We start from the raw sequence: 25,932 nt of genomic DNA, 5'->3' as shown, positions 1-25,932 counted from the left end.
GAATCTCTTGGTCTTGGGCGCGCCGGGGGAGCACGCCGGATGGTGGCACGGCGGGAAGGCTGGAAGACGGAGGATGCCTTGCCGACATCAAACCCGATGCGCCCTCAGGTAGAGTTAACGCGCGTTGGCAAAAATACCGACGCGGGCCGGCCTCACAGGGACATGAACGCCGTTGAGGCGATCAGCGCATCAGCTTCAGCGCATCGGAAAAAAACTCAGGCCCGCCGAAATTGCCCGATTTCAGGGCAAGCAACATCTCGCCTCTGTCGGCGCCAACAGCGCTTAAAACCGGCACTCCTGCAGCGATTTCTGCGCCTACGAGGAATCCGGGAATGCGCAGGCGATCGACCACGGCGCCTGAAGTTTCACCACCGGCGACCACCAATCGCCGCACGCCCGAGCGCACCAGACCTTCGGCGATGTCGGCCATCGCCTGCTCGATGGCATGTCCGGCTGCATCGCGGCCATGACGAGATTGCAGAGCTGCGACCTGATCCGGCGTCGAACTGCTGGCGATCAGGATCGGGCCGCCGCTGATTCGGTCACTCGCCCAGCCGAGCGCCCGCCGTACCTCGGCAGGCCCGGCGATGATCTGTTCGGGATCGAGATGCAGCACGGCCATGGTCTTTTCGGCGTTGGCGATCTGCGCCAGCGTCGCCTGCGAACAGCTCCCCGCCAGGCACGCCGCCGGTCCGCCGACCGGCGCGCTGGAGACCGCACCGGCCAAAGCCGATTTGACCTTGCCGGAAGCGACCAGCGCCCGGGCGATGCCGAGCCCGATACCGGACGCGCCGACGGACAGGCGGTGGTCCAGCGCGACATCCCCGATGGTTTCCAGATCGCGGTCGAACACGGCGTCGATGATCGCGGCGCCGATGTTCTTTCCCGCGAGATCGGCAAGGCGTCCGCGAACCGCATCCGCGCCGCGCGAAAGCGTCGCGAGATCGACCAGTCCGATCTTGGTCTGGCTCTGGCGCGCCAGCACCCGCACCAGGTTGGAATCGTGCATTGGATTGAGCGGATGGTCCTTCAACGGGCTTTCGTTAAGCGGCACGGCGCCGACGAACAGATTGCCCTGATAGACGGTGCGGCCGGTTTCCGGAAAGGCCGGCGTCACCAGCACGATTGTCTCGCTGCAATCGGCGCGCAGCGCATCCATCACGGGACCGATATTGCCGGCGTCGGTGGAATCGAAGGTCGAGCAGATCTTGAACAGCACATGGCCGGCGCCGCGGCCGCGCAGCCATTTCTCCGCCGCGCGCGAACGATCAACCGCAACATCAGCCTCGATCGAACGGCTCTTGAGCGACACCACCACCGCGTCGACCTCGGGCAATGCCAAATCGTCCGATGGCACGCCGATGGTCTGCACCGTGCGCAGACCCTGACGGGTCAGCGTGTTGGCGAGATCGGAGGCGCCGGTATAGTCGTCGGCGATGCAGCCCAAGGACAATTTCACGGCTTTACTCCGGCATAGGGCTTGAACCAGGCGAGGCCATCAGTGGTCTTGGCGCGCGGATTGTATTCGCAGCCGACGAAGCCGCCATAGCCGAGCCGGTCGAGCTCGGCGAACAGGAACGGATAGTTCAGCTCTTCACTATCGGGCTCGTTGCGCGAGGGGATGCTGGCGATCTGGACGTGGCCTGTGATCGGCATCATCTCGCGCAGCCGCATGGTGACGTCGCCATGGATGATCTGGCAGTGATAGATATCGAACTGCAGTTTCAGGTTCGGTATTTTCAGTTCGGCGATCAGGTCGCGAGCAAAGGTAAAGTCGTTGAGAAAGTAGCCCGGCACGTTGCGGGCATTGATCGGCTCGATCACGACATCGAGGCCATGAGGCGCGAAGAACTCCGTGGTCCACGCCACCGATTTATAGAACTGCTCGACGGCTTTCGGTTCGCTGCGGCTGGCGATGCCGGCCATCAGGTGCAGCCGCTTGACGCCGGTCGCCTTCACGTAAGGAAGCGCCGTCTCGAGGCTGCGCTTCAAATCGTCAAAGCGCTCCGGCAGCGCCGCAAAACCTTTTTCGCCGGCGTCCCAATTGCCCGGCGGCAGGTTGAACAGCGCCTGCGTGAGGCCGTTCTTCTTCAACCGTTCGCCGACGGCCTCCGCGGGATGATCGTAGGGAAACAGGAATTCGACCGCGATGAAGCCCGCTTTCGCCGCCGCCTCGAAGCGGTCAAGGAACGGGACTTCGGTGAACATCATGGAGAGATTGGCGGCAAAGCGCGGCATCGGCGGTCCTCTTCTTGATCTTGCTGCTATTTCGGCTCACCCGGCAGATGCGTGCCGGTGACCTTGGCATACATCCGCGCGACCGAGGCGTCGTCGTCGCGGCCCATGCCCGATGCGGCCGTCATCAAAAACATCTGCAGCGCGGCAGCCGCAACCGGCACCGGGAACTTTTGCGAGCGCGCCATGTCCTGGATGATGCCGAGGTCTTTCACAAATATCTCCACCGCGCTGCGCGGCGCATAATCGCCGTCGAGCACATGCGGCATGCGGTTCTCGAACATCCAGGAATTGCCGGCGGAGGCCGTGATCACCTCGTAGACCTTCCTTATGTCGAGGCCCTGCTTGGCGGCGAACGCGATCGCTTCCGAAGCGGCGGCGATGTGCACGCCGGCCAGCAACTGATTGATCATCTTGAACGCGGCGCCCTGGCCGGCGTCATCGCCGAGCTCGTAAAGTTTTGCGGCCATCGCATCGAGCGCCGGGCGCGCCTTGGCAAAGGCGGCCGGGCTGCCGGACGCCAAAATGGTGAGTTCGCCCTGCGCCGCGCGCTGCGCGCCGCCGGAGATCGGCGCGTCGAGGTAGTGCCGGCCGGTTTCTTCCAACTGCCTGGCGAGCCGCCGTGCAATATCCGGGTCCATGGTGGCGGAGGAGATGAACACCGCGCCCTTCCCCAACGTTTCAGCGACGCCATTGGCGCCGAACAGGATGGTCTCGGTTTGGGCTGCGTTGACGACCACGCTGACGACAATGTCGGCCGCCTTGGCGGCCTCCGCCGGCGTCCCGGCGCCCTTGCCGCCATCGGCCACGAACCGCGCCACGGTATCAGCCGAGACGTCGCAGCCGGTCACTTCGAGCCCGGCGCGGCGCAGCGAGGTCGCCATGCCATAGCCCATCGAGCCCAGCCCGATGACGGCAACGCGCGGTTTGGCGGATTCTGGCATGCGGCGGTCCCTCACATGGTTTCATTCTAGCCGCTATCTGGTCGGCGGCTTTGCCTCTGGGTATCACGGCTTGGCCGCGCTGCCAAAGCGTGAGACAAGGCTTCAAAACGGGGTCAGTTCATGAGCGAAACCAGGATCCGCGAGGAAATCTGCCGCCTCGGCCGCTCGCTGTTCGAGCGCGGGCTGACGCCGGGCTCCTCGGGCAACATCAGCGTGAAACTCGACGACGGCGGCTGGCTGGTGACGCCAACCAACGCCTCGCTCGGCTCGCTCGACCCGGCGCGGATGTCGCGGCTCGACGCGGGTGGACGGCTGGCTTCCGGCGACGCTCCGACCAAGGAAGTCCCGCTGCACACCGCGCTCTACCAGACCCGCGACGCGGCGCGTGCCGTGGTGCATCTGCATTCGACTCACTCGGTGGCGCTGTCGATGCTGCCGGAAATCGACCCCCGCGCCGCGCTGCCGCCGATGACGCCTTACTATCTGATGAAATGTGGGCAGACGGCGCTCGTGCCCTATTATCGCCCCGGCGATCCGGCGGTAGCGGATGCCATCAAGGGGCTCGCCGGGAAATATTCGTCTGTGCTGCTTGCCAACCATGGGCCGGTGGTTTCAGGCGATACGCTGGAAGCCGCGGTGTTCGCGATCGAGGAGCTGGAAGAGACGGCGAAGCTCTATCTGCTGCTGCGCGGGTTGAACCCGCGGTATTTGTCGCCGGCGCAGGTGGAGGATTTGACCAAGGTGTTTGGGTTGGTGCTGCCGGAGCATGACGAGCATTCGTAGCAATTGTATGCCGAACTCTCTCCACGTCATTGCGAGCGAAGCGAAGCAATCCAGGGGCTGCGGAAGGCTGATTGCTTCAGCGCTAGCGCTCCCCACAATGACGGCGGAGAAATCGGATGAAACAGCCCTGCGTCTACATCATGGCGAGCCGCCGCAACGGAACACTCTATACCGGCGTGACAAGCAACCTGCCGAAACGGGCTTTGAACATCGCGAAGGGCTGGTTGCGGGGTTTTCAAAGAAGCACGCGTGCAAGCTTCTGGTTTGGTACGAGCTTCACGGCAGCATGATCGAGGCCATTACGCGTGAAAAACAAATCAAGGCAGGCAGCCGCGCGAAGAAGCTAGCGTTGATTGAGAGTCATAACCCCGGCTGGAAGGATCTTTACGGCGATCTCATTTGAGTTCGTCATTTCGCGGAGCATAAGCTACAAAACCATCCGGACCGTCGCTGCCGTGAAATTTCTGGATTGCTTCGCTTCGCTCGCAATGACGCGGATGGAGCTTACTGTCTCCGATCTACCGCAACTACAGCCCCAGATACGCCTTCCGCACATCCGGATTGACCCGAATGTCCGCGGCACTGCCCTGCATCAGCACGCGGCCGGTTTGCAGGATGTAGGCGCGATCGGCAATCTCCAAACACTCCGACATCCGCTGTTCGACGATCAGCACGGTCATCCCGGCGTCGCGGATGCGTTTCACCGCCTGGAAGATTTCATCGACCAGTTTTGGCATGATGCCCTGCGACGGTTCGTCCAGCATCAACAGCCGCGGCCGCGTCATCAGCGCGCGACCGATTGCGAGCATCTGCTGCTCGCCGCCTGACAGCGTTTCGGCGCGCTGCTCCAGCCGCTCCTGCAGGCGCGGGAACAGCTTGAATACGAGATCGAGCGGTTCTTCACGGTTGGCTTCGCCGCGATAGAGATAGCTGCCGAGCCTGAGATTGTCGCGCACTGAGAGCCGCGGAAACAGCCTTCGGTTTTCCGGCACATAGGCAATGCCGCGCGAGGTGATGACGTGCTGCGCCATGCCGTCGATCCGCGTGCCGTCAAACGACACCGTGCCGGAACGCGGGCGTTCCGCACCCGCAATCGATTTCAGGAGCGTCGACTTGCCGGCTCCGTTGGCGCCGGCGACGCAGACGATCTCGCCCTTTGCCACTTCGATTGAGACCGCCGATATCGCGACCAGGCCCTGATAGGCGGTGGTGACTTCATGCACCGACAGCATGACGGTCTCCCAGATAGGCGGTAATGACTTTCGGATCGCGGACCACGTCGGACGGCTTGCCCTCGACCAGCACCTTGCCGAGGTCGAGCACGATGGCGCGGTCGACCAGCGGCATCACGATTTCCATGACATGTTCGACCATCAGCACGGTGACACCGGTGTCGCGCACCTTGCGCACCAGTTCGACGCCGGTCTTGGCCTCGATCGGCGTCAGCCCGGTCAAGACTTCGTCGAGCAGCAAGAGTTTTGGCTCGGTTGCCAGCGCGCGGGCGACCTCGAGCCTTCGCTTTTCCGACGGTATCAGATCGGCCGCGAGCACATTGGCGCGCGGGCCAAGCCCGCAGAATTCCAGCACCTGGTGCGCCTTGCGGCGGGCGTCGCGCATCACGGTGGTGCGGACCAGCGCGCCGACGATGACGTTGTCGATGACGGTCATGGTCTCAAAACTCTTCACGACCTGGAAGGTACGACCGATGCCGCGCTGACAGCGCTCCGCCGCCGGCAACGCGGTGACGTCCTCACCGTCGAAGATGATCGAGCCTTGCGTGGGTGGCAGCACGCCCGCGATCAGGTTGAACAGCGTCGATTTGCCGGCGCCGTTCGGGCCGATCAATCCGACGATTTCGCCGCGTCCGACCGAGATCGAGACATCGCTGTTCGCAATCAGGCCGCCGAAGCGCTGCCAGACGCCGCGGGTTTCCAGAAGTGGCGTCGTCATCGGGCCGCCTCCTTGCGCTTGGGCGCGAACAATCCGACCAGGCCCTGCGGTCGCGCCAGCGAGATCAGGATGATCAGCCCGCCATAGACGATCAGGTCGACGCCGCGGCCCGAGCCGCCGATGAAGGAGCGTGTCAACTCGGTCAGCCGGGATCAGGATCACCGCGCCCAGCATCGGCCCCCACAATGTTCCGATGCCACCCAGCACCGCGGGCAACGCCATCAGCAGCGAGAACTGGAAACCCATCACGCTTTCAGGATCGATGTAGGAAACAAACTGCCCATAGAAGCTGCCGCCGACCGCGACCAGGAACGCCGAAACCGCCGCAGCGCCCATCTTGGAATTGAACACGACGACACCGAGGCTTTCAGCGGCGTCCGGATTGTCCTTTACCGCGCGCCACCAATAGCCCCATTTGGAATCCTCCAGCCACCAGGTGACGAACCAGGCGACGCAGGCCAGCGCCAGCGCGAAGTAGAAGTACGGCAGTTTGCTACGCGTGAACTGGAACTTCAGCCAGCTATCGCCGCGCACGGGAATATCGATGCCCATTGCCGCGCCCGCCCAATCCCAGTTGTGGAACAGCAAGAGCCCGATCTCGGCGATGACGATGGTGGCGATGACGAAGTAATGCCCGCGCAGGCGGAAGCAGGGATAGCCAAGCGCCATCGCGATGACGGCGGAGATCACGCCGCCGCCGATCATGCCGAACCATGGCAACACGCCGAACTTGGTGAACAGCAGCGCTGTGGTATAGGCGCCGATTCCGAAATAGAGCGCGTGACCGAGTGAAATCTGTCCGCAATAGCCGGAGAGAATGTTCCAACTCTGCGACAGCGCGCCCCACATCAGCGTCAGCACCATGATGTTCTGGACGTAGACGTCCTTGACGAACAGCGGCACCACGGCTGCGATCGCGGCAAGACAGAATGCGACGATGAGGTCGCGGCGGCGGCTTCTGGCGAAATTCGTATCCATCACATCGATCCGAACAGGCCGCGCGGCCGGACGAAGACGACAAGGAGATAGACCGCGTAAATGCCGACCGCCTTGAGCGAAGGCGGCAGCAGCAATGCGGTGGTAGCCTCGACGAGGCCGACGATGATGCCGCCGGCGAAGGCGCCGAACACGCTGCCGAAGCCGCCGAGCGCCACCGTCACATAGGCGATCAGCGCGAATGAAGCGCCAACGTCCGGATAAATGTAGAAGAACATCGCCATGACCGCGCCTGATAGCCCCACCAGAGCCGCGCCAAGGCCCCAGCCCAGCGCGAACACCCAGTTCTTGTCGATGCCGACCAGCGCCACGGCGCCGGCGTCCTCGCGGGTCGCCTCGAGCGCGCGGCCGAAGTCAGTGCGGTTGATGAAGAGGTAGAGCGCGCCGAATGCGGCAATCGCGATCAGGGCGCCCACCAGTTGCGGCACGGGCAGGAAGATGCCGGCCACCGAAACGGTCTTGCCGCCGAGCCATGACTGGGTGACGCTGCGATAGTCCGGCGTGAAGAAGTACTGCGCCAGGCCGCGCATGACGATAGCGAGTCCAAACGTGGAGAAGATCTGCACCATGCCGGCATTGGCCTTGGCGCGTACGGCAAAGCGCACGATCAATAGATAGACCACGGCGCCAAACACGAACAGCGCCGCCGCGACCAGCGGCGCCGACAGCAACGGGTCGATCGCAAAGAACGCGAACAGGAAGAACGTCGCGTACATCGCGATCATCAGGAACTCGCCGTGAGCGAAGTTCACGACGTCCATCAGGCCGAAGATCAGCGCGAGGCCTACGGCAATCAGCCCGTAGAGCAGCCCCATCAACAGGCCGCTTGCCAGACTTTGGATAATGGTCTCGGCCGTCATGTTCCCCGCCCCCCTCGCGTTCGATGCTTATTTCATCGGCCAGACGGCTTCGGCGATGGCGGCTTGCGGCGGGAAGATGGTGACGAACTTGCCGCCGATATATTGCAGCAGCACCGGGTCCGCGTCGTTGTTCTGGCCCAGTTCGTCGAACTTGACGCGCTTCCAGGGCATGATGGTCTGCTCGCCCGGAATGTCGGTCGCGACCAGCGCCTCGCGGATCTTCTCGCCGTCGGTCGACTTGGCGCGGTTGATGGCTTCCGCCATCACCAGGAGGCCCATGAACTGCCGCGACGTCAGGTCGTTGAAGTCCTTGCCCGACTTCTCCTTGAACATGGCGTTGATCTTGCCGACCATCGGCCGCTTGGCCGCGAGATCGAGCGAGAAGCTGCCGCGCGAGATCACGCCTTCGAGCTTGTCGCCGACCGCATCATAGAGCGCCTTTTCTGAGAAGCCGGCGTTTTGGGCGACGATCGCGTTCGGCTTGTAGCCGAGCTCGGCCATGGTCTTGACCAGCAGGATACCATCGGTGGTGTAGCTCGAGGGCATCAGCACGTCGGCATTCGCCGACTTGAGCTGCTGCACTTCCGCCGACAAGGACGGCGAGTTGGAGCGATACTTGATGTCGGTGGCGATCTTGTAGCCGCGATCGGCTGCCAGCTTGAGCTGGGTGTTGGCGGAGTCGGTGCCGAAGATGGTGTCCTCATGGAACAGCGACAGCGTGTCGATCTTGGCGCCTTTCTTCTTCATCGCGTCGAAGAAGTTGAACATGGCAGCCGAGAACATCTCGTCATGGGGCGCTGCGCGGAAATAGAACTTGAGACCGCGCTTATGCAGGCTCGGCGAGGAATTGTCGGCCGAGATGAACGGGATCTGGTAGCGCTCGCAGATCTGGCTGACGGTGACGGCGACCGCGCTCTGATAGGTGCCGATGACCGCGCAAACCTTTTCCTGCGTGATCAGGCGTTCGGTCTCGGCGCGGCCCTTCTGCGGATCGGCCTGGTGGTCGGCGAACACGAGGCGGATCTTGGCGCCGCCGAGGCCGGGCAGACCCTCGCCTTTTGCCAGCGGCAGATCGAAATCGTGATTTTTGTTGATGATATCGAGTGCAGTCTCGAACGACTTCTGCGCATCGACGCCCATCTGGGCGCTGGCGCCGGAGAACGGATAGATCACGCCGATTACCACTTCGGAAGTCTGGGCGCGGGCGGCGATCGGGCCGAGCGCTGCGGCGGCAGTGGCTCCAAGCAACACATTTCGGCGCGTGATGTTCATGGCGATATCCTCTGTTGGTCGGCAACTATCGATGAAACGGTTGATGGTTACGGTAAAGCCTCAATGCGTGGCATTGATTGCATCAAAGCACGGCAAGCTGTTTGTTCATGAGATCGGTCACAAGCATCAGTCCGGGTGCATGCGTGATCGCAAATGGCAGCTTCGCCGCCTGGATGACCGATTGCGGCGTGACACCGCACGCCCAGAACACCGGGATTTCGTCGGCCCCAACCGGCACCGCATCACCGTAATCGGGCTTGTTGATGTCGGCGATGCCGATCGAATGCGGATGGCCGAGATGAACCGGCGCGCCGTGCACGGAGGGAAAGCGCGAGGTGATCTGCACCGCGCGGATCGCGTCCGCCGGCTTGAACGGCCGCATCGACACCACCATCGGCCCCGCGAACGGCCCTGCGGAACCGCAGGCGATATTGGTGCGGTACATCGGCACACGCAGCTTGCGTTCGATATGACGGATCGGCAGGCCGTCCGCCAGCAATGCTTCCTCGAAGGAATAAGAACAGCCGATGACGAAGGCGACGAGGTCGTCGCGCCAATGCGCCATGATGTCGGTCGGCTCCTCCGCCACTTCGCCGTCGCGCCAGACGCGATAGCGCGGCAGGTCAGTGCGGATGTCGAGATCGATACCAAGCGCAGGGATCCCGGGATCGCCGACGTCGGACATGCCGATGATCGGGCACGGTTTGGGATTGAGCTGGCAGAACCGGTGGAACGAGGCCGCGAGCTTCTCGGGCAGGATCACAAGGTTGCCCTGGACAAAACCGTTGGCGACGCCGGCCGTGGTGGCGGTCATGCCGCTGCGGCAGGCGTGCCGGGCCGCGACGCTCGGCGATAAATTCGCCGTATCGTGACCGGGTCGTTCGGTCCTCGCCAAGCTGGTCATCGTTGTCCCCGCTTCCAATCTTGTCGACATCTACTCCCGCATATGGCTATGATAATGTCTAATCGTCTTTTTTAATCAAGTTCGATAAATCAAAGTTATCAATCTGCGGCCAGAGGGTGCATGACTGATTTCAAGGCAATTGAGACGTTCATGTGGGTGGTGACGCTCGGCAGCTTCCGCGGCGCGGCGCAGAAGCTCAACACCACCCAGCCCGCGATCTCGCAACGAATCGCCCAGCTCGAACGCGAGGTAGGCGTGAAACTCCTGCAGCGTGACCGCCGCATGGTGCTGCCGACGCCGAGCGGACGGCAATTGATGGTCTACGCCGAAAAGCTGATCGGACTGCGCTCGGAAATGCTGGCGGTGGTCGGCGACCGCTCGGCGATGCGCGGCGTGCTTCGGCTCGGCGTCGCCGAGACCATCGTGCACACCTGGCTGACGCAGCTGATCAAGAGCGTCAATCACGCCTATCCCAACCTCTCGCTCGAGATCGAGGTCGACATCACCTCGAACTTGCGCAACCGGCTGCTGGCGCAGGAAATCGAGCTCGCATTCGTGCTCGGGCCGCTGACCGCGCCGAGCATCAGCAACCGCGTGCTGTGCGACTATCCCGTAGGATTCCTGGCCAGCCCCATGCTTGGGCTGGGCAACCGTCAACTCACGGTGCACGATCTGGCGAAATTTCCGATCATCACTTTCTCGCGCCGGACGCAGCCCTATGAGATGGTGCGCTCCCTGTTCAACCGCCCCGATCTGCCGCCGATCCGCCTGCACGCCAGCGCTTCGATCGCGACCGTCATCCACATGGCGATCGAAGGGCTCGGTATTGCCGTGATCCCAACCGCAATCGTCGAGAGCGAAATGGCCGATGGACGGCTGCAACTGCTGTCGACCAACGTACAACTGCCGCTATTGACGTTTTCGGCGAGCTGGCTTGCCTCCCCCGATACGGTTGCGGTGGAGCGCGTGGCCGAACTGGCCGCCAATCTCGCGCAGGGCGGCGTCATTGTTGACGCGCCGCGCGAGGCGCGTCATTGAAAAAGCGCGCCTCGCGTATCGTCTGAACTTCGGAACGGCCAATGACAAAAATCGCCTCCAACCTGCAAATCGATTCCGCCCGGCTCTGGGGCACCATTCACGAAACCGCCAAATTCGGCGCCACGCCAAAAGGCGGCGTACGGCGGCTGACGCTGGGACCTGAAGACAAACAGGTACGCGACTGGTTCCGGAACGCCTGCGAAGCCGCGGGACTGGAAGTACATGTCGATGCGTTGGGTTCGATGTTCGGGCTGCGCAAGGGCCGCGACATGTCGAAGCCGCCGGTAGGCTTCGGCTCCCACCTCGATACGCAACCGACCGGCGGCAAATATGACGGCGTGCTCGGCACGCTGGCGGCGCTGGAGGTGGTGCGTACGCTGAACGATGCCGGGATCGAAACCGAGACGCCGATCTGCATCTGCAACTGGACCAACGAGGAAGGCTCGCGCTTTGCGCCGGCGATGATGGCGTCGGCAGCTTACGTCGGCGATTTCACCACCGACGACATTTTGTCGCGCAAAGATGCCGAGGGCATGACAGTCGCACAAGCGCTCGACAGCATCGGTTACCGCGGCGAGACCCCGGTGGGGACGCAGAAATTCTCAGGGTTCGTCGAACTGCACATCGAACAGGGGCCAATTCTCGAAGCCGAAAACAAGACCATCGGCGTGGTCGATTCCGGCCAGGGCGTGCTCTGGTATGACGGCAAGATCACCGGCTTCGAGAGCCATGCCGGCTCGACGCCGATGCCTTTGCGGCGCGACGCGCTGGCGACGCTGTCGGAAATCGTGCTGGCGATGGAGGCCATTGCCAGGAAGCACGGGCCGAAGGCCGTCGGCACCGTCGGCGAGGCCGTAATCGCCAACCCCTCGCGCAACGTCATACCCGGCGAGATCGCCTTCACGGTCGACTGCCGCAGCGCGGATGCCGCCATCATGGATGCGCTGGACAAGGATTTGCGCAGCTCGATTGCCGAGATCGCGGCGCGGCGCAAGGTCGAGGTCCAGTTCGATCTGATCTGGCGCAAGCCGCCGACACATTTCGATCCCAGGCTGGTGGAGGCGGTAGAGAACGCCGCGAAGATGCTTGGGCTTTCGCATCGCCGCATCACCTCCGGCGCCGGCCACGATGCCTGCAACCTCAACACCGTCATGCCGGCGGCGATGGTGTTCGTGCCCTGCAAGGACGGCATCAGCCACAACGAACTGGAAGACGCGACTCAGGCCGATTGCGCGGCGGGCGCCAATGTGCTGATGCATACCGTGCTGGCGCTGGCCGGCGTCGCATCCTGATAAATAGAACTTGATAAACAGAACTTGGGGAAATGCCATGCGTGGAGTTTTCGTCGACGCCAATGAATCGCTGGCCGTGATCTTCGAGCGGCTGGCGAAGCCAGGCGATCCCAAGGTGCTGATCCACCGGAACCCCGACATCACCTCGGATCAGTATCCCGCGATACTCGATGGCGCCGAGATCGCGATCGTCGATCACACGGCGCTGCCGACCGACGTCGCGAAGAAATGCACCGGGCTCAAGCACGTCGTGTTTCTCGGCACCGGCGCGCGCAGCTACATGAACCCGGAAGAGCTCGCCGAGCTCGGGATTTCCGTGCACCTGATCAAGGGTTATGGCGATACCGCCGTTGCCGAATGCGCCATCGCGTTGATGTGGGAGGGCGCGCGCGGCCTCGCCAAGATGGACCGCGGGATCCGCGCCGGCAACTGGCTGCGCGACGACGGCATGCAGCTGACCGGCAAGACGCTGGGCCTGATCGGCTTCGGCGGCATCGCAGCGGAAGTCGCGCGCATCGCGATCGGCTCCGGCATGCGCGTCATCGCCTGGAACCGTTCGCAGAAGAAACATCCGAAGGTCGAATTCGTCGATCTCGACGAATTGCTGACCGAGAGCGATGTCGTCTCGATCCATCTCCTGCTCAACGACGAGACGCGCGGCCTGATCTCGCGCGCCTGCATCGAGGCAATGAAGCCCGGCGTCATCCTGGTCAACACCGCGCGCGGCGCCATCGTTGACGAAGAAGCGATGATCGATGCGTTGAAGTCGGGCCAGATCCGCCACGCCGGCCTCGACGTCTTCAACATCGAGCCGCTGCCGGCAGATCATCCGCTGACGAAACTGGAAAACGTGACGCTGTCGGCGCACTCGGCGTTCCGCACGCCCGAAGCGAGCGAGAATTTGATGCGCGCGGCCTGGGAGCATTGCCGGCGGGTTGCGAAGGGGTGATGTCCCTACTTCCTTCTCCCCTTGTGGGAGTATGGGGCTCTATCTAACCGATTGACGCAAAGGGCAATCATCAGACGGCAGGCCAATTCCAGTTGCGGCTCGTCGACAGGTCTTTTTATGCAAATGATCTTCCGACAATTAGCGGCGCCGTCCCCGAGCCCTCCACTTGGGCGATGATGGTCCTCGGTTTCGCGGGCGTTGGGTTCATGGCCTATCGTCGTTCGCGCAAAGATCAGGGCCTCGCGCTCGCTGCGGCCTGATCAAACTAGCTCACGGCATGTGACAGAGAGCCGCCTTCGGGCGGCTTTTCTTTTTGCGTGGCGTCCTCAGCTTGGAGGTCCGACCCGAAGCCGTGCGAGCGCTGTCGAAGGTCCCATGCTGGCACGGTCGCATCGACTGTCGCGGTGATGCGGTGCGCGGGCCATGGTGACGGCAGGGATGCCCCTCATCGTTGCTCGGGTCCTGTGAGGGCGTGACCTTGTGCGGGGACCGCGCGACCGCGCCCTTTGAAGATATTTTCAATCGCGCAATCTCGGCTTAATTTTATGCCGCTCGGTACAGAAAGGCGGTGCGCGAGGTGGCGCATGTCGAATACGGAAACCGTGATCTTCATGGGGTTGGAACGCCCGGAGCCGGTGCGAGGTTAGATAGATTACGCACCATCGCGGCGGCGCTGATCGGCGCGTTGGATTGGAGGCGTCACATGAGAAACATCGTGGACGACGCAGGCGAGATTATCGCCAAAGCAGCGGATGACCATACGCTAATCGGCGGCCACCACCGCCTCGCGGTGGCGGCCAGCCTCGGTCAAAAGCTGTTCTGGAAAGATACCGGCGAACCTGTGAAGATTGATGCCTTCTTCACGCATCATGGAAGTTCTCTTCGATATACAGCCTGAGCCGCTCGCCGAGCGTATCGTTTTGGCAAGCAGCCGGTGAAGCCACCGCCGACGAAGCATCATGCAGCGGGGGACGCCGTCACTGCCGACGATGCCAAGGGCTAACGACGGGCGGTGGGGTCAAGCGCCGCCACCCGAACTCAGGGCAGCGCGCGATGGCGGTGGCGATGATGTACCCGGAACCTGCGGACCCAAGTAAAAAATGCGATGAAAGATAAAACGGGCTCTGCCACAGAACCCGTTCCAGATGTCGGGCCAGGCACGATGCTTCGTCTCGAACTGCTTCCGCATTTCGCTCACGATGCCCGCTCCTCTGGCCAGACGATCGCGACGATCCGCTTGCTGAAGCGCCCGCGAACATATCCGTCCCAGCCACCCAATCCGCCGTCCACATTCCTGAACGCGGCGAGCTGGTCGGCGACCTGATCCGCGCCTGCACTTCTCAATCGCTGAACCGCAACTTCGTGTGTGATGGTTTTGTCACTCATCGCTTGCTCCGCTATCGCGACACCTTCTCCCGGTAGCATTTCGGGCAGGTACGGCAAAGGGGGTGCCGCGCGCATCGTTCTGCCAGTCGCTGTCGCGAGCATCTGGCTCTTATTTGCGAAAGGCGGCATGATTGTCCGCTTCGCGCCGCCGGGCGTCGAACTGTTTGCCTGAGGCTCGATCGTGTGCAACCTCTATTCGATCACCACCAACCAAAAAGCGATCCAGCGCCTATTCCGCGTCATCAATCGGTATGTCGGCAACCTGCCGCCCATGCAGGGCGTGTTTCCAGACTACCCCGCGCCGGTCGTCCGCAAACGCTGGCACCGAGCGCGAGCTGACCATGATGCGCTGGGGCATGCCGCCTCCGCCGCGCACGGGCGGCCCACCTGTCACCAACATCCGCAACACGTCCTCGCCGCATTGGCGGGGATGGCTGAAAACGGAAAACCGGTGTCTCGTTCCGGCCAACAGCTTTGCCGAGTACACGCCGGAGCCAAACCCGGAGACCAAGAAAAAGGACGTGGTGTGGTTCGCCCTCCCCCTCATCCGGCGCTACGCCACCTTCTCCCACAAGGGGGGAAGGGAACCTCAATCTACCATTTCCGCGACGGCCTTGCCGCACGCCACAGTATCGGCGTTGCCGCCAAGATCCCTTGTGCGCAGCGTGCGCTCGCCGAGTGTGCGCTCGATGGCGCCGACGATGGACTCTGCCGCCGCTTTCTCGCCGAGATGCTCCAGCATCATCGCGCCGGACCAGATCATGCCGATCGGGTTGGCGATGCCCTGCCCGGCGATATCGGGCGCCGAGCCATGCACGGGTTCAAACACCGACGGGAAATTTCCCTCCGGATTGATATTGCCCGACGGCGCGATGCCGATGGTGCCGGTGCAGGCCGGGCCCAGATCCGAAAGGATATCGCCGAACAAATTGGAGCCGACCACGACGTCGAACCAATCCGGATGCAGCACGAAGTTCGCAGTCAGAATGTCGATGTGGTACTTGTCCCACTTTACGCCGGGATATTTTTTCGCCATCGCCTCCACGCGTTCGTCCCAATAGGGCATCGTGATCGAGATGCCGTTGGACTTGGTCGCTGAGGTCAGATGCTTCTTCGGGCGTGACTGCGCCAGATCAAACGCAAATTTCAGGATGCGGTCGACGCCAACGCGCGTCATCACGGTCTGTTGCGTCACGAATTCACGGTCGGTGTCCGGGAACATGCGGCCGCCGACGGAAGAATATTCGCCTTCCGTATTCTCGCGCACCACCCAGAAATCGATATCGCCGGGCTTGCGGTTGGCAAGCGGCGACGGCACGCCGGGCATCAGCCGCACTGGGCGCAGATTGACGTACTGGTCGAACTCACGCCGGAATTTTATGAGCGAGCCCCACAGGGAGATGTGATCGGGGATTTTCGCCGGCCAGCCGACCGCGCCGAAATAGATCGCGTCGTGCTTGCCGATTTTTGCCTTCCAGTCCTCCGGCATCATCTCGCCGTGCTTCTCGTAATAGTCCCAGGACGCGAAGTCGAAATGATCGAAATGAACCGAAACGCCGTGCTTTTTCGCGGCCGCCTCCAGCACGCGCAGGCCCTCGGGGACGACTTCCTTGCCGATGCCGTCACCGGGAATGACCGCGATCCGATACTGCTTCTTGGCGCTGCTCATCGAGAGTTTCCCTAGCTGTTTGTCAGGCGGCTAATGCCGGTTATTTGATTGCCTTGCAATGGACCAAACCTGCCGCTTGCGCAACGCTGCACTGCAATGTTGACCGCCATGACGCCGCAAGCCTAACAATCTCGCCGACCTCCATCCCGCCTCCCCCACTCAGGAGTCAATTCCATGGATCTGCATCTGCGCGGCAAGCGCGTCCTGATCACCGGCGCCTCCAAGGGTATTGGCGCGGCCGCGGCCGAAGCCTTTGCCGAGGAGGGCTGCGACGTCATGCTGGCCGCCCGCAGCGGCGAGCAGTTGAAAGCGCTGACCGAGCGTCTGCGCTCCGCGCACCAGATCGGCGCGACCGCCCATGTCGTCGACCTGCGCAAGGGCGAGGACATCGCAAGGCTCGCCAAGGAAGCCGCCGATATCGATATCCTCGTCAACAATGCCGGCGACATCCCGGGCGGCTCGATCGACAAGATCGACGAGGCGACCTGGCGCCACGCCTGGGAATTGAAAGTATTCGGCTACATCAATCTCACCCGCGCGATCTACGCGCAGATGAAGGCGCGCGGCGGCGGCGTCATCGTCAACGACATCGGCGCGGCCGGCGAAAAATTCGATGCCAACTACATCTGCGGCAGCGCCGGCAACGCCGCGCTGATGGCGTTCACCCGCGCGCTCGGCGGCAAAAGCCTTGCCGACAATATCCGCGTGGTCGGCATCAATCCCGGCCCCGTCGGCACCGACCGCCACGTCACGCTGCTGAAGACGCGGGCCAAGAACCAGTTCGGCGACGAGAACCGCTACAAGGAATTCCAGAAAAACATGCCGCTCGGCCGCCCCGCACATGCGCGCGAGATCGGCGACCTCATGGCGTTCCTGGCGTCGGACCGGTCGGGATATACCTCGGGGGCGATCTTCACGGTGGACGGCGGACACACGGCGGGATGGGGTTAGGCACACTGCCACCACAGTCATTGCGAGCGAAGCGAAGCAATCCGTTGTCCCCGCGAGGAAGGATGGATTGCTTCGTCGCGGAGCCCGTCATCGGGTCCGCATTCGCGCGACCCGTTGGTTTCTCGCAATGACGGCGACACTCAACCTGTTGTCCGCTCAAACAACTGTCGGATCAGCGTCGTGATCCTTCCCTTCAGCGACATCATCTCGTACAGGATGGTGAAATGGTTTGCGCCGGGAATTTCCTCATACGTTACCGGCAAGCCATATCGGGCGCGGTGGCCGGCGAAATCGGCGGTCTGCTTGCGCAATAGCGGCAACTCGGCGCTGCCGACCACCAGCGACAGCGGTTTTGACGGACCGCCTTCCTGCATCATCGGCGAGTTGCGGCGAGAGGTAGCTTCATCGGCTCTCAGCTTTTCGTTCAGGTAGCTGCGGCGGATCGGCTCGAGATCGTAGATGCCTGAGATTGCCATGCCCGCCCGCACTAGCGGATGCGACAGCGCCATCGAGGTCAGGTGCCCGCCGGCGGACCAGCCTGATACCACGATGCCGCCGGCCGCGGCGCCAAGCGCCGGCAGTTGCTCAGCGAGGTAATCGATGCCGGCGTGGATCTCGGTGACGATTTCGTCCAGCGTCGCTTCCGGCGCCAGCGTATAGCCGATCAGGGCCACGTTGATGCCGTGGGCCATCGGACCTTCGGCAACGATGGTGAAGACTTCCTTCGCTCGCGCCTGCCAGTAACCGCCATGGATGAACAGCAGCGTCGGCGCGGCGTCGGCGGCTTTCAGAAAATCGATCCGGTTGCGCTCGCGCGGGCCATATCGCAGGTCGAGATGCCCGGGGAAACGCTTGCGCATCTCGACCGAGCGCTGCTCCCAGCCGGCGACCATCTCGACGCTGCCGGGCACGGCAACGCCATTGTTGAGGCCGAGGTCGCGCGCCTCCTGGCTCATCGCGCGCCAGTCCAGCGCAGAGAACAATGTCGTCATGCAATATCTCCGGTCGGCCACAACTCTGGTGCGTTTCCACTTTGCCGTAAAATGTTCTACAGCACCATCTGCGACCAACAAACGCAAAACGAGCGGGAGATAGCGAAGTGGCTGATCAGGGGCTGGTGCGTGAGACGGCGTGTGCCATCGTCGGCAAGCTGAAATCGGGTGAAGTTACCCCGCTCGACCTGCTCGACGTGCTGGAAAAACGCATCGCCGAGGTCGATGGCAAGGTCAACGCGCTGCCGACGCTGTGCTTCGACCGCGCCCGCAAGCACGCCACCGCGCTGATGAAGAAGCCGGCCAGCGAGCGCGGGCTGCTCGCGGGGCTTCCGATCCCGATCAAGGACCTGGCCAATGTCGCCGGCGTCCTGACCACGCAGGGCTCGCCGATCTACAAGGACACGATTCCCACGAAGTCGGATATCCTGGTCGAGCATCTCGAAAACAATGGCGGCGTGATCTACGCCAAGTCGAATACGCCGGAGTTCGGCGCCGGCGCCAACACTTTCAACGAAGTGTTCGGCCCGACGCGCAATCCCTGGGATACGTCCCGCTCTGCCGCCGGCTCGTCAGGTGGCGCGGCGGTGGCGCTTGCCACCGGCACCGCATGGCTGGCGCACGGCTCCGACATGGGCGGTAGCTTACGCAACCCCGCGAGCTTCTGCGGCGTCGTCGGATTGAGGCCGAGCATCGGCCGCGTCGCGCATACGGTAGCCGCGGCGGTCGATCGCAATCTCGGCGTCCAGGGTCCGATGGCGCGCAACGTGGAAGACCTGGCCCTGCTGCTCGATGCCATGAGCGGCGAGCATCCCGCCGATCCGCTGTCGCTGCCGGTGCTGCCGAATTCGTTTCTTTCCGCCGCCCGCTCCGGCAGCAAGCCGAAGCGCATCGCCTATTCGCCTGATCTCGGCATCACGCCGGTCGATCCTGAAGTCGCGGCTGTCACCCGCAAGGCGGCGCAGCGCTTTGCGGAGCTGGGTGCCATCGTCGAGGAAGCCCATCCCGACCTGCGCGAGGCCCATGAATGCTTCCACGTGCTGCGCGCGTTCGACTTTGCGCTTTCCAAGGCGGCGCTGCTGCGCTCAAAGCGCGACCTGCTCAAGCCCGAGGTGATCTGGAACATCGAGGAAGGCCTCAAGCTGACGGTCGAGCAGCTCGAACGCGCCGAAGCACAACGCGTCGCCATGACCGCGCGCACGCTGGAATTTTTCGACAAATACGATCTGTTGCTCTGCCCCGCCACCATCGTGCCGCCGTTCCCGATCGAGAACCGCTACGTCGCCGAATGCACGGGAAAGAAGTTCGACAATTACGTCGAATGGCTCGGCATCGTCTACGCGATCACGCTGGTGTGTTGTCCCGCGCTTTCACTGCCCTGCGGCTTTACCGCCTCCGGCCTGCCGGTCGGGCTGCAGGTGGTGGCGCCGCCGCGCGGCGAGGCGCAGTTGCTGGCAGGGGCCAAGGCGCTTGAGGATATTCTGGGCTTGCGCGGCACGACACCGATCGATCCGCGGGCGCCGAAATAGATGTGAGCTCCTCAGGATGAAGGATAAGAGTTTTCGGCGCTGGCAGTTCATGTCTGTGTCGCTATACTGCCGGCAACAAGGTCGCGATCGACATGACCAATGACCACGAGCCGCCGCCGGAGAGCAAGCTGACGCGCAGCAAGGAACGCTGGGCGCGCGAGGGGAAATTCCTCACCGGCAAGGTCTTGCGGCCCGAGGAAGCACGCCTGCCGCCGGGCCAGCATCTCACGAAGGATTGGCCGACGCTCGATCTCGGACTGACGCCGAACATTGCGCGCGAGCGCTGGCGGCTCGATGTTTACGGCGCGGTCGAAACGCCGCTGTTCTGGGACTTCGCCCGGTTTTCCGCGCAGCCGCAGAGCAAGTTCGTATCCGACATTCACTGCGTCACGACCTGGTCGCGTTACGACAACCAGTGGGAGGGACTTGCGACCCGGGATCTGCTCGATGCCTGCCGGCCGCGCGAGGAGGCGCGGTTCGTGGTGCTGCATTCCCATGACGGCTACACCACCAATCTGGCGCTGGAGGATTTCGCCGTCGAGGATGCAATCCTCGTCCATAGTTGGTCGGGCGCGCCGCTTGAACAGGAGCATGGCGGCCCGGTGCGGCTGGTGGTGCCGCATCTCTATTTCTGGAAAAGCGCGAAATGGCTGCAGAGCATCGAATTTCTGACAGAGGATAAACCAGGCTATTGGGAAGTGCGCGGTTACCACAATCGCGGTGACCCGTGGCAAGAGCAGAGATATTCCGGCGACTAGAGCCGCAACATTGACTGGGGAGAGCGCTCGTGCCGACTGAACGATTCCAATTCACCGGCGAAGGCGGCCATCAGCTTGCCGCCGCGCTGGACACGCCGGATGGACCGGTGCAGGCCTACGCGCTGTTTGCGCATTGTTTCACCTGCGGCAAGGATGTACTGGCGGCGAAGCGTATCGCGACCGCACTGGCCGCCAAAGGGATTGCGGTATTGCGTTTCGACTTTACCGGGCTCGGCTCCAGCGAGGGCGAATTTGCAAACTCGACCTTTTCCTCCAACGTCGCCGATCTCGTCCGCGCTGCCGATCATTTGCGCGAAACCCGCGGGGCGCCCGCGATTCTGATCGGGCACAGCCTCGGCGGCGCGGCGATCCTCGCCGCCGCCGGGCAGATTCCGGATGCCAAGGCGGTGGTGACCATCGCGGCGCCCTCCGATCCCGTCCATGTCACCCATCTGTTCAAGGATCGTATCGAGGACATCCGCAAGCATGGTGAGGTGGAGGTTCAACTCGCCGGGCGGCCATTTCATATCAAGCGCGAATTCCTCGACGATATCGCCGAACACAGCCTGATGTCGCACGTCGCAAAGCTGCACAAGGCGCTGTTGATCATGCATGCGCCGACCGACGACACGGTCGGGATCGACAATGCCACGAACATTTTCGTTGCGGCCAGGCATCCCAAGAGCTTCGTGTCACTGGCGGGCTCGGATCATCTGCTATCCGGCAAGCGCGACGCTGCCTATGTCGCCGGCGTCATCGCCGCCTGGGCTGAACGTTATATCGAGCCTGCCACAGCGCAGCCCGCCGCTGCCGCGAGCGAGGCACCGCGCCACGTCGTGGTGCGCGAAACCCGCAACAGCAAGTTCCAGCAGATCGTCACCACGGGTCCGCATGAAATCGTGGCCGATGAACCCGTTGCCGTCGGCGGTCAGGATAGCGGACCCGGGCCGTATGATTTCCTGCTTGCAGGCCTTGGCGCCTGCACGTCGATGACGATGCGGATGTATGCCGACCGCAAATCGCTGCCCGTCGAGCGTATTACCGTGACGCTGAAGCACAGCAAGATTCACGCGGAAGATTGCGCCGAATGCGAAACGCGGGAGGGCATGCTGGATCAGATCGACCGCGTGATCTCGATCGAGGGCGCTCTCGACGCCGATCAGCGCCAGCGGATGATGGAGATCGCCGACAAGTGCCCGGTGCACCGGACACTCACCTCGGAAATCCGGATCGTGACGAAGGCGGCGGATTAGGCCGCCGCCAGCGGGCGGACGCGCAGTGCGCCGCGGAGGCCGGCGGCGGTGCCGACGAGAATGCCGGCGAATGCGATCAGCGACGCCAGCGCCAGCGTGGAGAATCCCGTCAGGCCCTGCCCGATCGAGCAGCCAAAGGCCATCACGCCACCGGCGCCCATCAGCGCCGCGCCGCCGCCGGAGCGCAGCATGTGGCGCGGCGATTGAAAGCCCTCGAGCTGAAAGCGGCCGGTCAATAGCGCGGTCGCAAGGCTGCCGGCGAACACGCCGAACACGGTGACGATGCCGAAATTCAGCGTCGATCCCGTCGACAGCATGACATATTGCAGCGCGTCCGCGATCGGCGCGATGAAGGTGAGCGAGGTGACCGGCGTCGGATTGAAATCGTCGGCGCCGAGATAGCCGGTGACGAACCAGCCCACCGCCACCAGCAGGCCGACCGCGAGACCCGCGGCGATCTGGCCCGGCGAGCGCCGGAACGCCGGATGGGCAAAGGCGAAGATGATCAGCGCCGCCGAGATGATCGAGGCGGCCAGCATGCGCGCGGACGTTGCGCTCAAGCCTGCGGCCGCAAACAGCGCCGGCACCGAGTTCGCGGTGGCCGTGGTCTGCGATGCGCCTACCATCGCGATACGCGCCGGCGCGATCAGGCCTTTCAGCGTCATCTGTGCGAAGATCGCCAGCACGACGACCACCACGAAAGAACGGAGATTACCGCGTCCAAGTAATACCAGCGCACGCGAGCCGCAGCCGTTCGAGAGCACCATGCCGTAGCCGAACAAGAGGCCACCGAAGAACATCACCGGCGCGGAGAAAGAAGGCTGCAGGTAGATCGATTTGCCGATATCGGCGAGGCCTGCCGCCGCCAGCAATTGCGTACCGGCAACGGCCACGCCGATCGCCAACGCGTAGGTGCGGACCAGCCGGCCATCGCCTTCCGCCCAGAAACCGCGAAGACCGCTGAGCAGGCAAAACCCACTGAGCAATCCGACCGAGCCGTAGACGAGACCGATCAGCAGTCCGCCCATGACGACAATATTGCCACTGTCCAGCACGGTTCTTCCCTGTTCCCTTGCAACGCCACCCGGCCGCCGCCGCTCAAATAGGAAGTGCTGCTAATACGTTGGAAGCATCGGCGCGTCCACGGCCTGCCGATGCAGAGAATGAATCTCTCGTTCCATCAGGCAACGAAGGAACAAAAGCATTGTTGTTGAAGAATGAGAGAGATTTGTTTTCCACGCAACAATGGAGGGACGGCGTGCGGCCAGCCTACCCCGCAGGCCGCAGGATGACGCGATCGCGTGACGAACCGGCCACCGCAATGAAAGCAGCCTTGGCCTGCTCCAGCAGATAGATCGCGTTCGGCTTGATCGGAAACGGCTTGAGATGCCCGCCGGCGAAGCCGGGGCCGAGTTCCCTCAGCACCGCGCCGGTCGCGACCGACGACAGGCCGAGCGTATCGATGCCGACGTAAGTGTGCTGGCCACGATAGAATTCCAGGATGTTGAACTGCACGATGCGGTCGATCGCAGCGATCAGGATCTGTCGCCCGCGCAAGGCGAGTGACTGATGCGCGGCCTGGAAATAGGGATCGCCGACCGTGTTGACCACGATATCGGCGCCCTTGCCGCTGGTGAGTTCGCGCACACGCGAAGCGACGTCGGTCGCGGAGGCGTCGATGACCTCGACTTGCGAATTGGAATGGCCTTCATAGGGCTCGCTCTTGCGAACGACGCCGATCACCCGCGCGCCGTACCAGGTCGCGATCTGTGTCGCCGCCTGCCCGACCTTGCCGTTGACGCCCATCACCAGCACGACCTCGCCGTCCCTGGGAATGCCGGCGCGGCGCAGGCCTTCCATCGCGGTGACGAAGGGCACGCCGATGCCGGCCGCCTCTTCCCAGGAAATACACTTCGGCTTCTCGACTACCGCTTCCGCCTCGATCACGAGATGCGTGGCGTGGGTGCCGTCACGGCGAATGCCGAGATCGCCGGACGAGCCGAACACCTCGCGTCCGATCAAGCCCGTTGGCCCGTCGATCACGACACCCGCATAGTCGCGGCCCGGCGTGCGCGGGAATACGGCGTAAGGCATCAACCCGGTCGCAGCCTTCACGTCCGACGGATTGACAGCCGCGGCCTTGATCTCGATCAGCAGATCGTTTTCGCCGCGAGACAACGCGTGCGTCTCGATGGCGGGTGCCAGCGACACCGCATCGGCGGCTTTCGAAAGCAGTCGGACGCACCGGGCCTGGACCGTGATGGACTGGACATCTGGCTTTTGGGCAATCGGCATCAAGGCCTTCCCGCTCTCTCATTCTGAGCAGCAGGAGTTACCCTTTCGGCCGCTTGTCGTAAACACGTTTCGCCTTGCCGAGCGAACGTTCGAGTGTGTTCGGGGCCACCGCCTTGATGCGCGCGGTAATGCCGATGGTGTTCTTGATGAAGACGGAGACCTTTTCGGCATGTGCGTGCAAGCCGCTGCCGTCCCAGCTTTCGGGACGGGCTTCGGCAAGCACGGTCATCTCGTCCATCCGCCCCTCACGCGTCAGCTCGATGATGAAATGGCCGCCGCACCAGTCGGTCGCCAGCAGCGCTTCCTCGATCTGGGTCGGAAATACGTTGACGCCGCGCAGGATGATCATGTCGTCGGAGCGCCCCGTAATCTTTTCCATGCGCCGCATGCCCGGCCGCGCCGTGCCCGGCAACAGCCGCGTCAGGTCGCGGGTACGGTAACGGATGATCGGGAAGCCTTGCTTGGTCAGCGAGGTGAAGACCAGTTCGCCCTTCTCGCCGTCGGGCAGCACCGCGCCGGTCTCGGGATCGATCACCTCGGGATAGAAATGATCTTCCCAGATGTGCAGGCCGTCCTTGGTCTCCACGCATTCCTGCGCCACGCCCGGACCGATCACTTCCGACAGGCCGTAAATGTCGGTCGCGTCCATATCGAAGGTCTGCTCGATTTCGGCGCGCATCGCGTTGGTCCAGGGTTCGGCGCCGAAGATGCCGAACTTCAACGACGACTTTCGGGGATCGAGGCCCTGTCGCTTGAACTCGTCCGATATCGCCAGCATGTAGCTCGGCGTCACCGTGATGATGTCGGGCCTGAAATCGTTGATCAGTTGCACCTGCCGCTCGGTCATGCCGCCGGAGACCGGCACCACCGTGCAGCCGAGCTTTTCGGCGCCGTAATGCACACCAAGCCCGCCGGTGAACAGGCCGTAGCCATAGGCGTTGTGAATGATCATGCCGGTGCGACCGCCGGCGGCACGGATCGAGCGCGCCATCACGTCCGACCAGATGTCGATATCCCCTTGCGTGTAGCCGACCACGATCGGCTTGCCTGTGGTGCCCGAGGACGCATGGACACGAACCAGTTTTTCGCGCGGTACCGCGAACATGTTGAAGGGATAATTGTCGCGCAGATCGGTCTTCACCGTGAACGGGAATTTGGCGAGATCGGGGAGTTGCCTGAAATCGGAAGGATGCACGCCGGCCGCATCAAATGCCTTCCTGTGGTGCTCAACATTGTCGTAGGCATGCTTGAGCGACCACGCGAGACGCTTCGTCTGCAGCGCCATGATCTCGTCGCGCGAGGCGCGCTCGGCCTCATCCAGTTCGGGGTGGTAACCTGTTGCCTTTGATTGCATGCTCGTGGCGGACATGGCGCGCTCCTCAATCTTCATTTGGTCTCGGCATCCGCACTCGGCAGCCACGTTCCGGCGATGGTGCGGGAATGGCCGCGGAATTCGGCGATCACGACATCGCCTGCGGTGACGCGAACGTCGTAGATCCCGGACCGGCCGTTGCACGAGATTTCGCGCGCGGTCGCGACCAGCACGTCGCCGAGCTTGCCCGGCCGGATGAAGGCGATGTCGCATTGCGCAGCGACGGCGCGCTCGTTGCGGGAGTTGCAGGCAAAGGCAAAGGTGGAATCGGCCAGCAGGAAGATGAAGCCGCCATGGGCGATACGCTGGCCGTTGACCATGTGCGGCTGCACCGTCATCGTCAGCGTCGCCTGTCCCGGCCTGACTTCGACAATCTTCATGCCGAGGCCCTTGCTGGCGTCGTCTTCCCTCCACATCGCATCCGCGCAGGCGCGGGCGATCTCATCCGGCGAAAGCGCGACGTTCATAGCTGATAGCCCGCTCTGCGAGACGGTTCCACGACGT

24 protein-coding genes and 4 pseudogenes are annotated in these 25,932 nt (G+C 63.1%); 12 read left to right on the top strand and 16 right to left on the bottom strand.

Going from position 1 to position 25,932, the window contains the following annotated elements:
- Positions 1 to 181: 181 nt before the first annotated feature.
- Genes otnK through ltnD form a run of 3 tightly spaced genes read right to left on the bottom strand, consistent with a single transcriptional unit; the run spans position 182 to position 3,179 of the window.
- Positions 182 to 1,459 (bottom strand): 3-oxo-tetronate kinase, encoded by a 1,278-nt coding sequence (gene otnK / locus V1279_RS08430; protein WP_334434299.1) that lies wholly within the window; start codon positions 1,457 to 1,459, stop codon positions 182 to 184.
- Complete coding sequence (otnI, locus tag V1279_RS08425) at positions 1,456 to 2,238, bottom strand: 2-oxo-tetronate isomerase (protein ID WP_334434297.1); 783 nt, start codon at positions 2,236 to 2,238, stop codon at positions 1,456 to 1,458. Before otnI ends, otnK begins: the two co-directional genes overlap by 4 nt.
- 26 nt (positions 2,239 to 2,264) lie before the next feature.
- A complete protein-coding gene (gene ltnD / locus V1279_RS08420; protein ID WP_334434295.1) occupies positions 2,265 to 3,179 on the bottom strand; it encodes an L-threonate dehydrogenase in 915 nt (304 codons plus the stop codon).
- A 120-nt stretch (positions 3,180 to 3,299) separates the two neighbouring features.
- Between ltnD and otnC the strand changes: the two genes are divergently transcribed.
- Together otnC and V1279_RS08405 are read left to right on the top strand one after the other, a co-directional pair.
- Positions 3,300 to 3,962: a 3-oxo-tetronate 4-phosphate decarboxylase gene (otnC, locus tag V1279_RS08415; RefSeq protein WP_334434293.1), complete on the top strand. Its 663-nt coding sequence runs from the start codon at positions 3,300 to 3,302 to the stop codon at positions 3,960 to 3,962.
- Positions 3,963 to 4,078: 116 nt separating this feature from the next.
- Positions 4,079 to 4,365: pseudogene (locus V1279_RS08405) on the top strand (GIY-YIG nuclease family protein).
- A gap of 124 nt (positions 4,366 to 4,489) precedes the next feature.
- On the opposite strand, the gene V1279_RS08400 reads toward V1279_RS08405, so the two are convergent.
- The 6 genes and pseudogenes from V1279_RS08400 to V1279_RS08375 all read right to left on the bottom strand — a co-directional run bounded on the left by V1279_RS08400 (position 4,490) and on the right by V1279_RS08375 (position 9,944).
- Positions 4,490 to 5,194: an ABC transporter ATP-binding protein gene (locus V1279_RS08400; RefSeq protein ID WP_334434291.1), complete on the bottom strand. Its 705-nt coding sequence runs from the start codon at positions 5,192 to 5,194 to the stop codon at positions 4,490 to 4,492.
- Positions 5,178 to 5,912 (bottom strand): ABC transporter ATP-binding protein, encoded by a 735-nt coding sequence (locus V1279_RS08395; RefSeq protein WP_334434289.1) that lies wholly within the window; start codon positions 5,910 to 5,912, stop codon positions 5,178 to 5,180. Before V1279_RS08395 ends, V1279_RS08400 begins: the two co-directional genes overlap by 17 nt.
- Positions 5,909 to 6,890 (bottom strand): annotated as a pseudogene (locus tag V1279_RS08390) (branched-chain amino acid ABC transporter permease). Before V1279_RS08390 ends, V1279_RS08395 begins: the two are co-directional and overlap by 4 nt.
- Positions 6,890 to 7,768: a branched-chain amino acid ABC transporter permease gene (locus V1279_RS08385; protein WP_334434287.1), complete on the bottom strand. Its 879-nt coding sequence runs from the start codon at positions 7,766 to 7,768 to the stop codon at positions 6,890 to 6,892. The pseudogene V1279_RS08390 and the gene V1279_RS08385 overlap by 1 nt, the downstream one beginning before the upstream one ends.
- 27 nt (positions 7,769 to 7,795) lie before the next feature.
- A complete protein-coding gene (locus V1279_RS08380; RefSeq protein WP_334434285.1) occupies positions 7,796 to 9,040 on the bottom strand; it encodes an ABC transporter substrate-binding protein in 1,245 nt (414 codons plus the stop codon).
- Positions 9,041 to 9,122: 82 nt separating this feature from the next.
- A complete protein-coding gene (locus V1279_RS08375; protein WP_334434283.1) occupies positions 9,123 to 9,944 on the bottom strand; it encodes a putative hydro-lyase in 822 nt (273 codons plus the stop codon).
- Positions 9,945 to 10,064: 120 nt separating this feature from the next.
- On the opposite strand from V1279_RS08375, the gene V1279_RS08370 reads away from it, so the two are divergent.
- The 5 genes and pseudogenes from V1279_RS08370 to V1279_RS08355 all read left to right on the top strand — a co-directional run bounded on the left by V1279_RS08370 (position 10,065) and on the right by V1279_RS08355 (position 14,121).
- Positions 10,065 to 10,982, top strand: a complete 918-nt coding sequence (locus V1279_RS08370; RefSeq protein WP_334434281.1) for a LysR family transcriptional regulator — start codon at positions 10,065 to 10,067, stop codon at positions 10,980 to 10,982.
- Between the two features lie 41 nt (positions 10,983 to 11,023).
- Positions 11,024 to 12,274 carry a Zn-dependent hydrolase gene (locus V1279_RS08365; RefSeq protein WP_334434278.1) on the top strand — a complete coding sequence of 417 codons (1,251 nt, stop codon included), beginning with the start codon at positions 11,024 to 11,026 and terminating at the stop codon, positions 12,272 to 12,274.
- Positions 12,275 to 12,311: 37 nt separating this feature from the next.
- Entirely contained in the window at positions 12,312 to 13,223 is a 912-nt protein-coding gene (locus V1279_RS08360) for an NAD(P)-dependent oxidoreductase (RefSeq protein ID WP_334434276.1), read from the top strand.
- A gap of 143 nt (positions 13,224 to 13,366) precedes the next feature.
- Positions 13,367 to 13,483, top strand: a pseudogene (locus V1279_RS37775) (PEPxxWA-CTERM sorting domain-containing protein); the annotation flags it as partial.
- 443 nt (positions 13,484 to 13,926) lie between these two features.
- Positions 13,927 to 14,121 carry a hypothetical protein gene (locus tag V1279_RS08355; protein WP_334434274.1) on the top strand — a complete coding sequence of 65 codons (195 nt, stop codon included), beginning with the start codon at positions 13,927 to 13,929 and terminating at the stop codon, positions 14,119 to 14,121.
- A 296-nt stretch (positions 14,122 to 14,417) separates the two neighbouring features.
- Here the strand turns inward: V1279_RS08355 and V1279_RS08350 are convergent, their stop codons facing one another.
- The gene (locus V1279_RS08350) at positions 14,418 to 14,798 is read right to left on the bottom strand and encodes a hypothetical protein (protein WP_334434272.1); all 381 of its coding nucleotides are present in this window, start codon (positions 14,796 to 14,798) and stop codon (positions 14,418 to 14,420) included.
- On the opposite strand from V1279_RS08350, the pseudogene V1279_RS08345 reads away from it, so the two are divergent.
- A pseudogene (locus V1279_RS08345) lies at positions 14,791 to 15,148 on the top strand (SOS response-associated peptidase family protein); the annotation flags it as partial. The gene V1279_RS08350 and the pseudogene V1279_RS08345 overlap by 8 nt on opposite strands.
- A 50-nt stretch (positions 15,149 to 15,198) precedes the next feature.
- Here V1279_RS08345 and V1279_RS08340 read toward each other — a convergent pair.
- Positions 15,199 to 16,278 (bottom strand): tartrate dehydrogenase, encoded by a 1,080-nt coding sequence (locus tag V1279_RS08340; protein ID WP_334434270.1) that lies wholly within the window; start codon positions 16,276 to 16,278, stop codon positions 15,199 to 15,201.
- A 174-nt stretch (positions 16,279 to 16,452) separates the two neighbouring features.
- Here V1279_RS08340 and V1279_RS08335 point away from each other — a divergent pair, with 174 nt between their 5' ends.
- Positions 16,453 to 17,229 (top strand): SDR family oxidoreductase, encoded by a 777-nt coding sequence (locus V1279_RS08335; protein WP_334434268.1) that lies wholly within the window; start codon positions 16,453 to 16,455, stop codon positions 17,227 to 17,229.
- Positions 17,230 to 17,369: 140 nt separating this feature from the next.
- On the opposite strand, the gene V1279_RS08330 is transcribed toward V1279_RS08335, so the two are convergent.
- Positions 17,370 to 18,221: an alpha/beta hydrolase gene (locus V1279_RS08330; RefSeq protein ID WP_334434266.1), complete on the bottom strand. Its 852-nt coding sequence runs from the start codon at positions 18,219 to 18,221 to the stop codon at positions 17,370 to 17,372.
- A 107-nt stretch (positions 18,222 to 18,328) separates the two neighbouring features.
- Between V1279_RS08330 and V1279_RS08325 the strand changes: the two genes are divergently transcribed.
- From V1279_RS08325 to V1279_RS08315, 3 genes are all read left to right on the top strand, one after another.
- Positions 18,329 to 19,750 (top strand): amidase, encoded by a 1,422-nt coding sequence (locus tag V1279_RS08325; protein WP_334434264.1) that lies wholly within the window; start codon positions 18,329 to 18,331, stop codon positions 19,748 to 19,750.
- A 92-nt stretch (positions 19,751 to 19,842) separates the two neighbouring features.
- Complete coding sequence (locus V1279_RS08320) at positions 19,843 to 20,508, top strand: sulfite oxidase-like oxidoreductase (protein WP_334434262.1); 666 nt, start codon at positions 19,843 to 19,845, stop codon at positions 20,506 to 20,508.
- A gap of 29 nt (positions 20,509 to 20,537) precedes the next feature.
- Positions 20,538 to 21,761: a bifunctional alpha/beta hydrolase/OsmC family protein gene (locus tag V1279_RS08315; protein WP_334434260.1), complete on the top strand. Its 1,224-nt coding sequence runs from the start codon at positions 20,538 to 20,540 to the stop codon at positions 21,759 to 21,761.
- On the opposite strand, the gene V1279_RS08310 is transcribed toward V1279_RS08315, so the two are convergent.
- The 4 genes from V1279_RS08310 to paaI form a co-directional block, all read right to left on the bottom strand.
- Entirely contained in the window at positions 21,758 to 22,789 is a 1,032-nt protein-coding gene (locus V1279_RS08310; protein ID WP_334446264.1) for a YeeE/YedE family protein, read from the bottom strand. The genes V1279_RS08315 and V1279_RS08310 overlap by 4 nt on opposite strands.
- A gap of 241 nt (positions 22,790 to 23,030) precedes the next feature.
- Positions 23,031 to 24,056, bottom strand: a complete 1,026-nt coding sequence (locus V1279_RS08305; protein ID WP_334434258.1) for a quinone oxidoreductase family protein — start codon at positions 24,054 to 24,056, stop codon at positions 23,031 to 23,033.
- A 37-nt stretch (positions 24,057 to 24,093) separates the two neighbouring features.
- Entirely contained in the window at positions 24,094 to 25,425 is a 1,332-nt protein-coding gene (gene paaK, locus V1279_RS08300) for a phenylacetate--CoA ligase PaaK (RefSeq protein ID WP_334434256.1), read from the bottom strand.
- 17 nt (positions 25,426 to 25,442) lie between these two features.
- Complete coding sequence (gene paaI / locus V1279_RS08295; protein ID WP_334434254.1) at positions 25,443 to 25,895, bottom strand: hydroxyphenylacetyl-CoA thioesterase PaaI; 453 nt, start codon at positions 25,893 to 25,895, stop codon at positions 25,443 to 25,445.
- Between the last annotated feature and the right edge of the window lie 37 nt (positions 25,896 to 25,932).

It is taken from the genome of Bradyrhizobium sp. AZCC 1610 (genome assembly GCF_036924515.1).
Taxonomy (GTDB): Bacteria; Pseudomonadota; Alphaproteobacteria; order Rhizobiales; family Xanthobacteraceae; genus Bradyrhizobium.
The sequence above is the reverse complement of the archived record's forward strand: the minus strand, read 5'-3'. Positions and strand labels throughout refer to the sequence as shown.